General features: G+C 57.2%; 11 protein-coding genes, 1 tRNA gene and 2 rRNA genes (1 of these 14 cut by a window edge). 6 read left to right on the forward strand and 8 right to left on the reverse strand.

Annotation, left to right across the window (positions count from 1 at the left end):
• Nucleotide 1: 1 nt before the first annotated feature.
• The gene (locus SJY21_RS08920; RefSeq protein WP_377509180.1) at nt 2-1114 is read right to left on the reverse strand and encodes an ABC transporter permease; all 1113 of its coding nucleotides are present in this window, start codon (nt 1112-1114) and stop codon (nt 2-4) included.
• Nucleotides 1115-1211: 97 nt separating this feature from the next.
• Nucleotides 1212-2159 carry a sugar ABC transporter substrate-binding protein gene (locus SJY21_RS08925; RefSeq protein WP_377509183.1) on the reverse strand — a complete coding sequence of 316 codons (948 nt, stop codon included), beginning with the start codon at nt 2157-2159 and terminating at the stop codon, nt 1212-1214.
• Nucleotides 2160-2374: 215 nt separating this feature from the next.
• On the opposite strand from SJY21_RS08925, the gene SJY21_RS08930 reads away from it, so the two are divergent.
• Nucleotides 2375-3376: a LacI family DNA-binding transcriptional regulator gene (locus tag SJY21_RS08930; protein ID WP_377509186.1), complete on the forward strand. Its 1002-nt coding sequence runs from the start codon at nt 2375-2377 to the stop codon at nt 3374-3376.
• Here SJY21_RS08930 and SJY21_RS08935 read toward each other — a convergent pair.
• The 3 genes from SJY21_RS08935 to SJY21_RS08945 form a co-directional block, all read right to left on the reverse strand.
• Nucleotides 3373-4506, reverse strand: coding sequence for a Gfo/Idh/MocA family protein (locus SJY21_RS08935; protein WP_377509188.1), 1134 nt, complete (start codon nt 4504-4506; stop codon nt 3373-3375). The genes SJY21_RS08930 and SJY21_RS08935 overlap by 4 nt on opposite strands.
• Before the next feature lie 61 nt (nt 4507-4567).
• Nucleotides 4568-5458, reverse strand: coding sequence for a TIM barrel protein (locus SJY21_RS08940; RefSeq protein ID WP_377509191.1), 891 nt, complete (start codon nt 5456-5458; stop codon nt 4568-4570).
• Between the two features lie 4 nt (nt 5459-5462).
• On the reverse strand, nt 5463-6527 hold the full coding sequence (locus SJY21_RS08945) for a Gfo/Idh/MocA family protein (protein ID WP_377513202.1): 1065 nt from the start codon (nt 6525-6527) through the stop codon (nt 5463-5465).
• Between the two features lie 164 nt (nt 6528-6691).
• Here SJY21_RS08945 and iolD point away from each other — a divergent pair, with 164 nt between their 5' ends.
• From iolD to iolG, 5 genes are all read left to right on the forward strand, one after another.
• Nucleotides 6692-8548 carry a 3D-(3,5/4)-trihydroxycyclohexane-1,2-dione acylhydrolase (decyclizing) gene (gene iolD, locus SJY21_RS08950; RefSeq protein ID WP_377509194.1) on the forward strand — a complete coding sequence of 619 codons (1857 nt, stop codon included), beginning with the start codon at nt 6692-6694 and terminating at the stop codon, nt 8546-8548.
• 178 nt (nt 8549-8726) lie between these two features.
• Nucleotides 8727-9710, forward strand: coding sequence for a 5-dehydro-2-deoxygluconokinase (gene iolC / locus SJY21_RS08955; RefSeq protein WP_377509197.1), 984 nt, complete (start codon nt 8727-8729; stop codon nt 9708-9710).
• A gap of 12 nt (nt 9711-9722) precedes the next feature.
• Nucleotides 9723-10571: a 5-deoxy-glucuronate isomerase gene (locus SJY21_RS08960; protein WP_377509200.1), complete on the forward strand. Its 849-nt coding sequence runs from the start codon at nt 9723-9725 to the stop codon at nt 10569-10571.
• A gap of 65 nt (nt 10572-10636) precedes the next feature.
• Entirely contained in the window at nt 10637-11473 is an 837-nt protein-coding gene (locus SJY21_RS08965) for a class II fructose-bisphosphate aldolase (RefSeq protein WP_377509203.1), read from the forward strand.
• Entirely contained in the window at nt 11470-12456 is a 987-nt protein-coding gene (gene iolG, locus SJY21_RS08970) for an inositol 2-dehydrogenase (protein WP_377509206.1), read from the forward strand. The genes SJY21_RS08965 and iolG overlap by 4 nt, the downstream gene beginning before the upstream one ends.
• Nucleotides 12457-12551: 95 nt before the next feature.
• On the opposite strand, the gene SJY21_RS08975 is transcribed toward iolG, so the two are convergent.
• The 3 genes from SJY21_RS08975 to SJY21_RS08985 form a co-directional block, all read right to left on the reverse strand.
• Nucleotides 12552-12628: transfer RNA gene (locus SJY21_RS08975), tRNA-Met, on the reverse strand.
• A gap of 77 nt (nt 12629-12705) precedes the next feature.
• Nucleotides 12706-12820: ribosomal RNA gene (rrf, locus tag SJY21_RS08980) — 5S ribosomal RNA — on the reverse strand.
• Nucleotides 12821-12932: 112 nt separating this feature from the next.
• Nucleotides 12933-14502: ribosomal RNA gene (locus tag SJY21_RS08985) — 23S ribosomal RNA — on the reverse strand; it runs 1262 nt beyond the window's last position.

Genomic DNA, 14502 nt, shown 5'->3' on the forward strand with positions numbered 1-14502 from the left:
ATCAACGTTCCCCAGTGATGATGCGACGGATGTAGGTGTTCAGGATTACGGCTGCCAAAAGGATCAGCCCAAGAAACACACGGAACAGGCTGGATTCAACGCCCGCAAAGAACAGGCCTTGCTGCACGACGCCAAAGATCAATGCGCCCAATGCGGCGCCGATCACGGACCCGTAGCCACCTGTCAACAATGCGCCGCCGATAACCACCGCAATGATCGCCTCGAACTCCTTGAGCAACCCGCGATCCGCACCAGCAGAGCCAAACTCCATCACCTGACAAACGGCAAAGACCGTCGCGCAGAAGGCGGTGAACATGAACATCTTGATCTTGACCGCATTGACCGGAACACCGGAATTGCGCGCAGCATCCGCATCACCACCGGCAGCGAAAACCCAGTTGCCAAAGCGTGTGCGTGTCAGCAGCCAGTGGCCAAAGACCACCAGACCGATTGCCCAGATCATCAACATCGGGATCCCGTCAACCACGGGTTCGCCCATGCGATTGCCGCGCTCGAAGGTGCCGATCACGCCCATGTCGCCCAACCACTGAAAGATGGGGCGGCCGATCTTTGCGCCAAACAACGGCGCAAGCCAATCGCCTTCGGCCGCTTCACGAATGCCGCCGATAATGGTCTTTCGTTCCACTGTCTGGGGGATGAAAATCGTAAACCCGCGCAGGATGAAGAGTGTCGCAAGTGTGACGATGAAGCTTGGCAGGCCGGTCTTGACGACAATATAGCCGTTCAAGGCGCCAAACGCGATGCAGATGACGAATGTGATCAGAATGGCGATCCACATCGGCCATCCCATGGTAACGCCGAAAATCGCGATCATCATGCCGGCAAAGCCAATCATTGATCCGACAGACAGGTCGAACTCGCCAGAGATCATCAGCAGACATGCCCCAACGGCAATGATCATGAATTGCGCCGAAACGACCGACCAGTTCATGATCCCCTGCGCATTGAACATGCCGCTGTCAAAAGCGAACAGACCAAAAAAGACAAAGACGGCAACGGTGCCGACGATGCCGCCCAGTTCCGGTCGGATCAGCGCTGTTCGTAGCTTTGACTGTTCCTTGATGCGCTCGTCGCCATGTGATGCATCTGACATTGTGCGTGTCCCTACTGTGCCCGCGTTTTGCAGGTCTGTTATGAAAGGGGCGGCCCCGACACACTGCCGAACCGCCCCCATTGATTACGGCAGGAACCTAGCGGAACTCGCCGGCAAATTCTTCAACCTTTCCCAAAGCGTCAGCAGTCACGAAGCCCGGTCCAGAGTTGATGTTGTTGCCCGGCAGAACGCCGTAACGGTCATAATTGGCCAGAACCACAACAGGCAAATAGGCCTGAAGGAAGGGCTGCTGGTCGATGCCCCACTGGATGGTTCCGTCCTTGATGCCCGCGACGATGTTTTCGCCCAGATCAAACGTCCCGAAATAGATATCGCCTGCGATGCCCATTTCTTCGACAGCAAGCAGCGTCGGGTCAGCCGAAGTTGGACCCAATGTCAGAATTGCATCTGTTTCGGGATTTGCCGTCAGGTAGGCGATAACACGGTTCTTGATCTCGGCGGGGTCCTGGCCCGCGTCAATCATGCTGTCGCCCAGATCAATGCCCAGACCATCAGCGAACCCGCGGCAGCGCTCGGCGACAACTGTGTTGGAAATGACGTGGTTCACACAGACGAAGCTTTCAACGCCATCTCCGGCTGCGCGCTGGCCAGCTGCCAGACCCGCATCATATTCGGGCTGGCCTACAAACATCAGCGCGCCCACTTCGCGGGTTTGCTCGGGTGTGCCAGAGTTCATGATGATCACGTCGATACCCTGATCGACGGCTGCCGAGATTGGGCCGGACAACACGTCAAAATCAGCCAGCGTCGTGATGATCCCGTCAGGCTGCGATGCAGCGGCTTGTTCGATGATACGGGCCATATCGGCAAGGTCGCCCGTAGGCGGATTGCGATATTCAACGGTCACACCCATCTGGTCACCTGCCAGTGCGATGCCGTTCTTGACGGTATTCCACCAGCTGTCCGAATCCGGCGCATGGCTGACCAGAATGTAGGTCAGGTCATCGCCGTGCCCCTCTGCCACGGCTGTCGTCGCCATGAACGGAGCGGCAACAATCGCCGCAGTCGCGAATAGTTTGCTCATCGTGGATTTCATGTTTTCCTCCCAAGGAATGTCTAGGAATTCATTGCTGAACTACGAAAGAGAGGTCTTTTGCCCCCCTTCCTTGCCAATCAAAGCATGAGTCGCCACTTTTTGCAACCGGTTGCAAAAATTACTTCGACCTTGCGCGCGTCACACCCTATGAATACGGGAAATTCGCACTGCACCCGATTGCGTCAAGGGACCTAATACTGCCTATGCCTGTTACGCTGAAAGATGTTGCCACCCGTGCCGGGGTATCTCGATCCGCGGTGTCGCGCACGTTTACAGATGGGGCATCGGTGTCGGAAAAAATGCGCCGCAAGGTTGAAAAAGCCGCGGTGGAACTGGGCTATTCACCCAATGCGCTTGCCTCATCATTGACCACCGGTCGCACCAAACTGATCGGGCTGGTATCCAACAACTTTCACAATCCGATCTTTCTGGAAGTCTTTGATCTGTTTACCCGAAAACTTCAGGACAAGGGGCTGCGCCCGCTTCTGATGAACCTGTCAGGGGAACATGATGCGCTGACCTCGGTGCGCCGATTACAGCAGTATTCGGTGGATGGTGTGATTGTGGCGTCCTCAACGCTCGCGCCCGAATTTTCCCGCGCGTTTCGGGATGCGGGCGTGCCGGTGGTGAACAGCTTTGGACGCTTTTCCACCTCGCCTGACGTGCATGTCGTGGGCGTTGACAACTCGGAATGCGGGCGCATGGCAGCCCGTGCGCTGATAGATCGCGGTTACACATCAGTCGGGTTTCTGGGCGGGCCTGAAACGGCAACCTCGACGGAAGACCGCTTTCGCGGATTCAGTCAGGAACTGGCCAAACACCCTGAAGTCGCGCGCCGCCATTCTTTTGCCAAAGATTACTCGTTTGACGCTGGCCGCGCGGAAATGCAACGACTGATCGCGGCAGGCAAACTGGCGCAAGCGTATTTTTGCGGTGATGATGTGCTGTCCATCGGGGCGCTGTCAGCGCTTGCTGACGCGGGATTCAAAGTGCCGGACGATATTGGCATCATCGGTTTCAACGACATGGAAATGGCGCGCTGGCAGAACATCAACCTGACCACGATCGGTCAGCCAATCGAACAGATCATTCATTCCTCGGTGGAACTGATCGTGGCCATGCTTCAGGATCCCGAACGGTATCCTGAAGTGCGCCTGTTTCCCTGCAAGCTGGTTGAGCGGGGAACCCTGCGGCCAATCCCCTAGCGAAACATCGGCGGACGGGCGTCAACCCATGCACCGCCGGACTTCGCCGAGGCCACGGCCTGATGCACAGCCGCCATGGAGCGCAGGCCATCGGCTGCCGTAGGCAATCCGTCGCGGGTTTCGCCGCGAATGCTGGCAGCCAGATCGACATAGATATTCGCGACCGCCAGCGGAAACCCTTCGGGATGGGCGATCGCCACACGGGACAGGCGCTGCGCTTCGTCTGACAAGCCGTTCTCGCCTTTTTCGATGATCTGTGTGCGCGCACCTACAGGCGTGTAAAAAATCTGGTTCGGGTCTTCGGACCGCCAGCGCACCCCGCCCGTTTCACCAAAGACCTGAATGTCGAACCCGTGCTGGCGGCCAATCGCGACAGAGCTAGTCCAGAGGCGCCCGACCGCACCGCCCTCCATGCGGAAATTGACCATCGCGTCGTCTTCCAGTTCGCGCGATGCGATGGTGGATGCGAAATCAGCGCTAAGCGTGCGCACCTCGTCCCCGGCGATAAAGCTCGCCATGTGCAATGCATGAATGCCGCAGTCGGCAAATTGCCCTGATACCCCTGCCATGGCCGGATCATAGCGCCAGCGCACACGCGGGTTGTCAGCATCCGTCGCGTCCCCGTGATGGCCGTGCGAAAAGTTCGTCACGATCAGTCGCACTTTGCCAAGCTGGCCTGTGCGCACCATCTGGCGCATTTCCCGCACCATCGGATATGCAGAATAACAGTAATTCACGGCGCAGATCTTGCCGGTTGCCTTGGCGACCTTGACGATCTCCTCGCCCTCTTGAACGGTCATTGTCATGGGTTTTTCGCAAAGCACGTTAAAGCCAGCCTCAAGAAACGCCTTGGTGATCTCGAAATGGGTTGAATTCGGCGTTGCGACCGTAACCAGATCGACCTTGTCATCGCGGTTGCGTTCACCTTCAAGCATCTCGCGCCAATCGCCATAGGCGCGATCCGTGGCCACCCCCAATCGCTGTGCATAGGCGCGCCCTTTGGTTGCATCGTGGTCCAGCGCCCCTGCCGCAAGGATGAAATTTCCGTCGGCCTGCGCCCCTAGACGGTGCGCCGGTCCAATCTGGCTGCCCTCACCGCCGCCAATCATGCCCCAGTTCAATCGTTTCATTTTTCAAGTCCTTTCGCGGCGGCTCGCCATGCCACCCAACTTCACACTTCAGACTGTCGCGTTAACGAAATCCGATACTTTCCAGATACTCGCGGTTGGCCCGCGCGTCTTCCATCGGCGTGCCTGGCATGGATGGGTCACAATCCTGTTCCACGGTGCACCAACCTTCAAATCCACTGTCGATCAACACCTGCCGCACGGCAGGGAAATCAACGTCCCCTTGCCCAAGATTGCAGAATATTCCTTGCCCGCAGGCGTCATAAAACCCGGTGCGATTGGCGATTGCATCTGCCTTCACTGCCGGGTCGATATCCTTGAAATGCATGTAGGAAATTCTGTGCACATGCCGCTTCATGAATGCCACCGGATCAAACCCCGCATAGGAATGATGACCGGTGTCGAAACATATTTTCAACAGGTCTTCGTCGACTTCATCCAACAAGCGTTCCAGTTCGGGTTCAAAGTCCATGAACCCCGCGGCATGCGCGTGAATACCCACCGTCAGCCCATGATCCACACCAATCTTTGCGCTGTCCTTGATGCGGTTGCGATAGGCTGTCCATTCAGCCTTGTCCATCTGCTCTGCTTCGGTTGCGCGGCCCGCAGTTGGCGCGCGACGCGGCGAAATACTGTCGATCAAAACAAGGTGCTTTGCCCCGTGGGCTTGCAAGGCCTTGCACGTCCGCACCGTTCCATCAAGCACATCATCCCATGCTTGGGGGTCGTGAAACGGACGGAACACGACACCACCGATCAGTTCGAGTTCAAACTCGGACAGGGCCGCGCCCAACACCGCAGGATCTTCGGGCATATAGCCCACCGGACCCAATTCAATGCCCTTGTATCCGGCGTCGGCGCATTGGCGCAGAACCTCTCGCCATGCGGGATAGCTTGGATCAGATGCAAACTCGATTCCCCATGAACAGGGGGCATTGCCAATTCGAATTGTCATGATTTCAACCTTTGGCTACGTCTGTCCAACTGCGTGTTCTGGCAGATGTCAGAGCTGTGTTGACAACGCGGGCCACCTCAAGGCCGTCTCGAAACGTGGGCCAGACAGGCGCGCCCGAATGGATCGCATGCAAGAAATCGCGGGCTTCAATGATGATTTGATCCTGATAGCCCGTGCCATGCCCGGCGCCTTGGCAAAACTGTTCATAATCGGGATGCGCAGGCCCTGTCAGAATCTTGCGAAAGCCGCGTTCGGCCTCGGGTTCATCCATCTTGTAAAGCCAAAGCGCGTTTTGGTCTTCCTGGTCAAACCGTATCGCGCCTTTGGTGCCTGTAACTTCATAAGCGTAACCCATTTTCCGCCCCGTCGCGATGCGGCTAAAGAACATATGGCCCATGATGCCAGTTGAAAACCGGCACATGATTTGCGCGTGATCGTCATTTGTAACTGCACCACCGGGGCGCGTGGTATGGACGGTCTCGACCTCGGCGATGAGGCTGTCAATCGGGCCGATCAGGGCAAGGGCCGCGTTGATCATGTGCGGGGCCAGATCACCCATCGTGCCGTTCGCCAAGCCGTCTGTGCGCCACGTGGCCGGGGCCTGCGGGTCGGCCAGAAAATCCTCGACGTGTTCGCCGCGAAACCAGGTGACATCGCCAATCATCCCTTCGGCAATCAACCGGCGTGCGTATTGCGACGCAGGGGTGCGAATGTAGTTGTAGGCAACCATATTGGCCACGCCCGCTGCCTCGGCCGCGATTGTCATCGCCTCTGACTCCTGCAGTGATGCACCCATGGGTTTCTCGCACAACACCGGTTTGCCCAATGCAAATGCGGCTTGTGCAATTTGCTTGTGGGTGGACTGCGGCGTCGCGATCACAATGGCCTGGACGGCAGGATCCTTGACCAAAGCGCGCCAGTCATCGGTCGCCCGCGCGAAACCATAGGCGTCACGATAGCGGTTGGCGCTTTGTTGGGTGGATGCGCAGATCATTTCAAGGCGCGGGCGCAACGGCGTGTCAAAAACCGCACCCACCGCTGCCATCGCAACCGCATGGGCCTTACCCATATAGCCACCGCCCAGAATGCCAATGCCGATTTCTTTACGGGCCCGAGTCACAATCCATCCTTTTTCAAAACCGGTTTGCAACCGGTTGCAAAATGGTTATCCTGAGATTCTAAGACGTGCAAGGCGCAATCGCGGTCGCACATAATGCCAAGGATCACTTCACCATGACGGACGCCACCATTCGCTTGACCACGGCGCAGGCTATAATCCGCTATCTGGACAATCAGTTCATTGATGTCGACGGCGAAGAATTGCGCGTTTGCGGCGGGGGCTTTGGCATATTCGGGCATGGCAATGTGACCTGTCTGGGCGAAGCGCTTTATGACGTGCAAGATACGCTGCCACTGTATCGCGGGCAAAACGAAACCGGCATGGGGTTCGCCGCCGCGGGCTATGCCAAGGCGTGGTTGCGGCAGCGGTTCATGTTTTGCACGGCCTCGGCAGGACCCGGCACCGCGAACCTGTTGACGGCCGCCGGATTGGCACATGCCAACCGCTTGCCACTGCTGATGCTATGCGGGGATACATTCCTCACCCGCCTGCCCGATCCTGTCTTGCAGCAGATGGAAAACTTCAACGATCCGACGTTCGGTGTGAACGATGCCTTCAAGCCCGTCACGCGCTACTGGGATCGCATCACACATCCCGCCCAGATCATTCAGTCGCTTCCCAACGCGCTGGCCACGATGCTGGATCCTGCCGATTGCGGTCCGGCCTTTATCGGCTTGCCACAGGATGTTCAGGGCTGGGCGTATGATTACCCCCAAGCCTTTTTTGAAAAGCGCGTTCACCGTGTCCGCAGGCAAGCTCCCGACAAAGACGAGGTCGCCGATGCCCTTGCGCTGATCAGCACCGCCAAGCGCCCGGTGATCATCGCCGGTGGCGGCGTGCAGTATTCCGGCGCCGTGAGCGAACTGACCGCATTTGCCGAAAGCACGGGTATTCCTGTGGTCGAAACCATCGCAGGCCGCGCCAACATGACGTCTGATCATCCGCTGAACTGTGGCCCGCTGGGTGTGACCGGTTCGGACAGCGCCAACGCGATTGCCGAACAGGCCGATGTAATCATCGCCGTTGGAACCCGTTTGCAGGATTTCACCACAGGGTCGTGGACTGCCTTTGCCAAGGACGCCAAGATCATCGGCATCAACGTGGGCCGTCACGATGCCATGAAACACATGTCCCTGCCCGTTGTGGGCGATGCCGCGGTTTGTCTTGCCGCAATGATGGGCACTTACAAAGCCCCAGCCAAATGGACAACGTTTGCCCAGGACGCGCGTGCCAAGTGGGATCGCTACGTGGCCGAAAACGTCAAGCCGGGCAATCGACCGAACTCTTATGCTCAGGCGATCGGCGTGGTGAACGATCTGTGCAGTCCGCGTGACCGCATTGTTGCCGCTGCCGGCGGGCTGCCCGCGGAAGTGACGGCGAACTGGCGCACGCGCGACATCGGCACCGTTGATGTCGAGTTTGGGTTTTCCTGCATGGGCTATGAAATTGCAGGTGCCTGGGGTGCCCGTATCGCACAGTCCCAACGCGAACCAGACAACGACACCATTACGTTCTGCGGTGACGGGTCTTACTTGATGCTCAATTCAGACATCTATTCGTCTGTGCTGACAGACAAAAAGCTGATCGTCCTGCTGTTGGACAACGGCGGCTTTGCCGTTATCAACAAGCTTCAAAATAACACCGGCAATGAATCCTTCAACAATTTGATCAAGGACACGCCGACAGCAACTGCGCAATTCACAGTCGATTTTGAAGCGCACGCCGCGTCCATGGGTGCCATCGCCGAAACAGTCGCCAATCCTGCTGAATTGGGTGCAGCGTTCAAACGCGCGAAAGCAGCTGACAAGACCACTGTTATCGTCATGAAGGTGGATCCTTATGAAGGCTGGACAAGCGAAGGTCACGCCTGGTGGGAAGTCGGCACGCCGGAAGTTTCCCAAAGCCCCAAGGTTCGCGCCGCGCACAAGGATGTGGAATCCACCAGGTCCAAGCAGCGAAAGGGCGTGTGATGACAAGCGCCGCGCCCAACCAGCCACCCCATGACATCTGTCGTGACGGCATCCCTGTCGCGCGTTTTGCGCCTTTCCTTGATGCGCACAGCCCGCACTTGCCAAGGGAAACACGCCCTGACAGCCCATGCGCCGCCGTTGCGGATACAGCCCAAGCGCGCGTCGCAAAGGGTTTCACATGACCACATTGACCGGAATAAAGGGTGGCAAGTTTGTCGTTATCGGCCGTGTCGGAATGGATCTGTCGCCACAGGATCGCGCCCAAACCGAGCACGCAACCGAAATGTTTGTGGCGATGGGCGGCTCCTCGGCCAATATCGCCGCGGGTCTGGTCAAGCTTGGCCTGTCCGCTGATCTGGTCACATGCGTCAGCGATGACGCGGTCGGGCGTTACTGCCTGAACCAGCTGGACGCCTACGGCGTCGGCCGCAAGCATGTGCGCACGATCCAAGGCGAAGAACGCACATCCCTTGCCATTTATGAAACGCGTGTCACTGATCACCAGTCAGTCATCTATCGCAACAATGCCGCGGATTTCCAGATGTCCTTGCACGATGTCGAGGCCGTCGACTTTGGGCAGTTCACCGCCCTTATCACCGCAGGCACGGTTTTCGCCGCCGAACCAAGCCGCACCGCCACATTCCGCGCATTCGAATTGGCACAAGAGGCAGGCATTCCAATCATTTTTGACGTGGACTACCGCCCCTATTCATGGCCCTCGACAGAAGTTGCCGCCGACGTGTTGTCACGCGCGGGCGCGATGTCGGATGTGATTGTTGGCAATGACGAAGAATTCGGCTTTATGGCGGGCGATCCAGACAAAGGCCGCGCCAAGGCCCGCGATCTTGCCCAAACAGCCGACATCGTGGTTTACAAAATGGGTCCGCATGGCGCTGTCACCTATGCAAATGGCGCAGAAATCCCGACTGGCATTTACCCCGTCGAGGCCGTCAAACCAACGGGTGCAGGCGATAGTTTCATGGCCGGCTTCATGGCGTCACTTGCGCAAGGTCGCGATGTGAAAACGGCGATCCTGCGTGGATCGGCCTGCGCCTCTATCGTTGTGGCTCAGGCGGGCTGCGCCCCGGCGATGCCTGACACGGACCAGCTTGAAACATTCTTGCTCGATCATCCGGGGCCCACCTCCGGCCCCACGCAATAAGGACAAAACGCCATGCACATTGCCCCCCATGACAATCAGAACGAACCGATCGTTGATGCGGATGATCCCACCGTGCCGCTGAACTATTTCAATATCGTCAAGCTGCAAGCAGGCGAGGCATTTGAATACCAAGTGCCAGGCTATGAGACCTGTATCGTTCCAGCGACAGGAACTGTCGATGTTGATGTCGAGGGCGTGAGCTTTGCCGGTCTGGGCAAGCGCCGCCGCGATGTTTGGGATGGCGAGCCCGAAGGCGTATATGTCCCCGTCGGGGCCATGGCCCGTATCGTCGCAAAGTCCGATACCGAAACGTTCATCGCCGGGGCGCGATACGACAAGGTCCTTGTGCCGTTCGATGTGCGGGAGCACGACTTTGTGCAATACGGATCCGATGACACCAAAACCCACCGCTGTATCAAACATATCCTTGGTCAACGCGAACACGGCAAGGTTGGCCGCCTGCTGGTGTCCGAATTGTTCACCGTTGGACAGGGGGGGTGGTCCGGCTTTCCAGCGCACAAACACGACACCGACCGCAAGGATGACGCAGGCAACATCATCGAAACACGCCATGACGAAACCTATAATTTCCGCTTTCGTCCCAACCACGGGGCTGGCGTGCAGATCATCCAACACGAAGAAGGCAAACCGGGGGACGCCTTTCAATTGATGGACCGTTCGACGATCCTGCTTGGTTCCGGCTATCATCCCTGCGTCGTGATGCCCGGATACGAGATGTATTACTTTACCATTCTTGGCGGGCTGACCCAGCGATCTTTGGTGCAGTTCTTTCAGCCAACCCATGCCTATCAAGTCGAAACCATTCCGGGAATCAAGGACATGGTCGCCAAGTTCAAGTAACCCTGCGCGCGCCGCTGCACCCTGGCACGATCACTGCCCCCAAGGGGCCGCTCAAAGGAACAAAAATGCCCCTCGTCACGTTGAAGGACGTTCTGCAACCTGCCCTGCGCGATGGCTATGCTGTGGCGGGACTTGTCACTCTGGGCTGGGAGGATATGCGCGCCTATGTCGCCGCGGCAGAAGCTGAAAACTGTCCGGTCATCCTTCAGGCGGGGCCAAGTTGCCGCGCACATACGCCCCTGCCGATCTTGGGAAAAATGTTCCGCGTCCTGGCCGAAAATGCATCGGTGCCCATCGTCGCACACCTGGACCACGGATACACCCTCGAGGAGTGCAAAGAGGCGCTCGACAGCGGCTTTACCTCGCTCATGTTTGACGGGTCTCGCAAGCCGTTTCGTCAGAACATTGAAGAAACCGCGCAAATTGCGGAAATGGCCCACGCCGCAGGCATTTCTTGCGAGGGCGAGATCGGCTTCGTCGGCTATGCAGGGGGGGAACATTCCGCCGGAACAAATCCCGCAGAGGCCGCGACATTTGCCGCTGAAACAGGCGTTGATGCCATGGCAGTTTCGGTTGGAAATGTGCATTTGCAAACGCACAAGGAAGGCGGGTTGGACGAACCGCGCATCCGTGAGATCGAGACGCTGACCGACACCCCCCTGGTGATTCACGGCGGGTCCGGTGTGCCTGTGGCGCAACGTCAATCACTGGCGCGCACATCGAAGGTGTGTAAGTTCAACATTGGAACTGAATTGCGCATGGCCTTTGGGGCGGCCCTTCGCACTGCGGTGAATAATGATCCCGACAGGTTTGACCGTGTGCAAATCCTCAAGGATACCCACGCCCCGCTTGTCACCGCCACGCGCGATGTTCTGCGGGCTTTTATGAAAGAAACAACATGACACGCATTGGTATTCTTGGGTGTGGTCGCATCGGTCAGGTCCACGCGCGCACACTGCGCGGCATGGATGATGTCACGATTGTGGCTGTTTCCGATTTTTTTGCGCATGCGGCCGAAACGCTCGCTGCCGCATGTCACGCCGAAGTGCGCAGCACCAATGACATTATCACCAGCGACGATATCGACGCCATCGTGGTTGGCACGCCCACGGACACGCATTTTGACATTATCAAGGCCGCCGCTCTGGCCGGCAAAGCGATATTTTGCGAAAAACCTGTCGACATGTCAGCGGACAACATTCGAGCGCTGATCACCTGGGTCGAACAGGCCGGCATCGCGTTTTTTACCGCTTTCAACCGCCGCTTTGACCCGAATTTTGCCAATGTTCAACGCCGCATTGCGGCTGGCGAAATTGGCAATGTTGAAATCGTGACGATCCTTTCACGCGACCCTTCACCGCCTCCGATCGACTATATCACCAGCTCGGGTGGCATCTTTCGCGACATGATGATCCATGATTTTGATATGGCGCGTTTCCTGCTGGGCGAAGAACCGGTCACAGTTTATGCCGTTGGGTCGGCGCTGGTCGACCCTAAGATCGGCAAAGCAGGTGACGTGGATACCGCTGCGGTTACGTTGACGACCGGTTCGGGCAAGATATGCCAGATCAGCAACTCCCGCCGCGCAACCTATGGCTACGACCAGCGTATCGAGGTGCATGGGGCAGACGGTATGCTACGTGCCGCCAATGTGCTCGAAAATACTGTAGATGTGGCGACAGGCGACGGTTTTCGCACGGCGCCAACGATGAATTTCTTCCTAGAGCGTTACGAGACGGCATATAGAAACGAAATGCGAGCGTTTGTTGCCCATTTTTCCGACCGCACCATCCCGATCCCAAACATCCAGGACGGACTTCATGCACAGATCTTGGCGGATGCCGCTGCGCAATCACTTGAAAGCGGTTTGCCCGTGAACGTCTGACAGGCGTTGCTTTCATGGCCCTGCAGATTGATGGCCATCGCGACCCGGAAAACACGAAACCCGGCCACAGGGGCCGGGTCAATCGCGGTTTCTGTTGGTTGCGGGAGTAGGATTTGAACCTACGACCTTCAGGTTATGAGCCTGACGAGCTACCGGGCTGCTCCATCCCGCGCCAAAAGCGCATCCCCAAGCAGAATAGAAGTGTTTGGGGTGCATCGAAGAGAGATTACGGTTTGAGTTTCTTACTAGGTTTGGCAGTGACTTACTCTCCCACGTCTTAAGACGCAGTACCATCAGCGCAACGGCACTTAACGGCTGGGTTCGGGATGGAACCAGGTGTTTTGCTCGTGCTATGACCACCAAACCAAGAAAGAAACTCAACATCAGCACCCAAAAGGGTGTGTTCATCGTCAATATGTGCGGTGTGTATGACTTTGGTCGAGCAGATGAAGGTCGAAACCTTGCTTCTACTGGATCAAATCAAGCCTATCGAGCAATTAGTACCGGTCAACTGAACGCATTGCTGCGCTTACATCTCCGGCCTATCGACGAGGTGGTCTACCTCGGCTCTCAGGGATACCTTGTTTTGAGGGGGGCTTCCCGCTTAGATGCCTTCAGCGGTTATCCTGTCCGTTCATAGCTACCCAGCACTGCCATTGGCATGACAACTGGTCCACCAGTGGAACGTTCACCCCGGTCCTCTCGTACTAGGGGCAACTCCTCTCAAGTATCCTACACCCACGGCAGATAGGGACCGAACTGTCTCACGACGTTCTAAACCCAGCTCACGTACCTCTTTAAATGGCGAACAGCCATACCCTTGGGACCTGCTCCAGCCCCAGGATGAGATGAGCCGACATCGAGGTGCCAAACGGTGCCGTCGATATGGACTCTTGGGCACCATCAGCCTGTTATCCCCGGCGTACCTTTTATCCGTTGAGCGATGGCCCTTCCACTCGGGACCACCGGATCACTATGGCCGTCTTTCGACTCTGCTCGACTTGTCAGTCTCGCAGTCAGGCTGGCTTCTGCCATTGCACTCAACGAGCGATTTCCGACCGCTCTGAGCCAACCTTCGCGCGCCTCCGTTACTGTTTAGGAGGCGACCGCCCCAGTCAAACTACCCACCACGCAGGGTCCCGGATCCCGATAAGGGACCGCGGTTAGACTTCAAACAGAACAAGGGTGGTATCTCAAGGGAGGCTCCACCGCGACTGGCGTCACGGTTTCAAAGCCTACCACCTATCCTGCACATATTGTGTCTGAAGCCAGTGCGAAGCTGTAGTAAAGGTGCACGGGGTCTTTCCGTCTAACCGCGGGAAGCCTGCATCTTGACAGGCAATTCAATTTCGCTGAGTCCACATTTGAGACAGCGGGGAAGTCGTTACGCCATTCGTGCAGGTCGGAACTTACCCGACAAGGAATTTCGCTACCTTAGGACCGTTATAGTTACGGCCGCCGTTTACCTGGGCTTCAATTCGGAGCTTGCACTCCTCCTTTTAACCTTCAGGCACCGGGCAGGCGTCAGACCCTATACGTCGTCTTGCGACTTCGCAGAGCCCTGTGTTTTTAGTAAACAGTCGCCACCCCCTGGTTTGTGCCCCCGCCACAGACTTGCGTCCGTAACGGGCCTCCTTCTCGCGAACTTACGGAGGTATTTTGCCGAGTTCCTTAAATGTGGTTCTCTCAAGCGCCTTGGTATTCTCTACCAGTCCACCTGTGTCGGTTTAGGGTACGATCTTATAGAGGGGCTATTTCCAGGAACCTCTCAGCAGCCCATTCAATCCAATAAGGATGAACTACCTTCGAGATCCGTCACCACCTCACGGCCCAGGAATATTAACCTGGTTCCCATCGACTACGCCTTTCGGCCTCGCCTTAGGGGTCGGCTTACCCTGCTCAGATTAGCTTTAAGCAGGAACCCTTGGACTTTCGGCGACAGGGTCTCTCACCCTGTTTGTCGCTACTCATGTCATCATTCTCACTAGTGATCTCTCCACCGGATCCCTCACAGGCCGGCTTCACAGAAAACTCCTGATCCTCCAA

The sequence above is a fragment of the Octadecabacter sp. R77987 genome (assembly GCF_042466115.1).
In the GTDB taxonomy this organism is placed as follows: domain Bacteria; phylum Pseudomonadota; class Alphaproteobacteria; order Rhodobacterales; family Rhodobacteraceae; genus SW4.

What these genes read in the sequence shown, in the direction of transcription:
- SJY21_RS08920 (WP_377509180.1), bottom strand. Translation starts at nt 1,114, where the DNA reads ATGTCAGATGCATCACATGGCGACGAGCGCATCAAGGAACAGTCAAAG.
- SJY21_RS08925 (WP_377509183.1), bottom strand. Translation starts at nt 2,159, where the DNA reads ATGAGCAAACTATTCGCGACTGCGGCGATTGTTGCCGCTCCGTTCATG.
- SJY21_RS08930 (WP_377509186.1), top strand. Translation starts at nt 2,375, where the DNA reads ATGCCTGTTACGCTGAAAGATGTTGCCACCCGTGCCGGGGTATCTCGA.
- SJY21_RS08935 (WP_377509188.1), bottom strand. Translation starts at nt 4,506, where the DNA reads ATGAAACGATTGAACTGGGGCATGATTGGCGGCGGTGAGGGCAGCCAG.
- SJY21_RS08940 (WP_377509191.1), bottom strand. Translation starts at nt 5,458, where the DNA reads ATGACAATTCGAATTGGCAATGCCCCCTGTTCATGGGGAATCGAGTTT.
- SJY21_RS08945 (WP_377513202.1), bottom strand. Translation starts at nt 6,527, where the DNA reads ATGGGTAAGGCCCATGCGGTTGCGATGGCAGCGGTGGGTGCGGTTTTT.
- iolD (WP_377509194.1), top strand. Translation starts at nt 6,692, where the DNA reads ATGACGGACGCCACCATTCGCTTGACCACGGCGCAGGCTATAATCCGC.
- iolC (WP_377509197.1), top strand. Translation starts at nt 8,727, where the DNA reads ATGACCACATTGACCGGAATAAAGGGTGGCAAGTTTGTCGTTATCGGC.
- SJY21_RS08960 (WP_377509200.1), top strand. Translation starts at nt 9,723, where the DNA reads ATGCACATTGCCCCCCATGACAATCAGAACGAACCGATCGTTGATGCG.
- SJY21_RS08965 (WP_377509203.1), top strand. Translation starts at nt 10,637, where the DNA reads ATGCCCCTCGTCACGTTGAAGGACGTTCTGCAACCTGCCCTGCGCGAT.
- iolG (WP_377509206.1), top strand. Translation starts at nt 11,470, where the DNA reads ATGACACGCATTGGTATTCTTGGGTGTGGTCGCATCGGTCAGGTCCAC.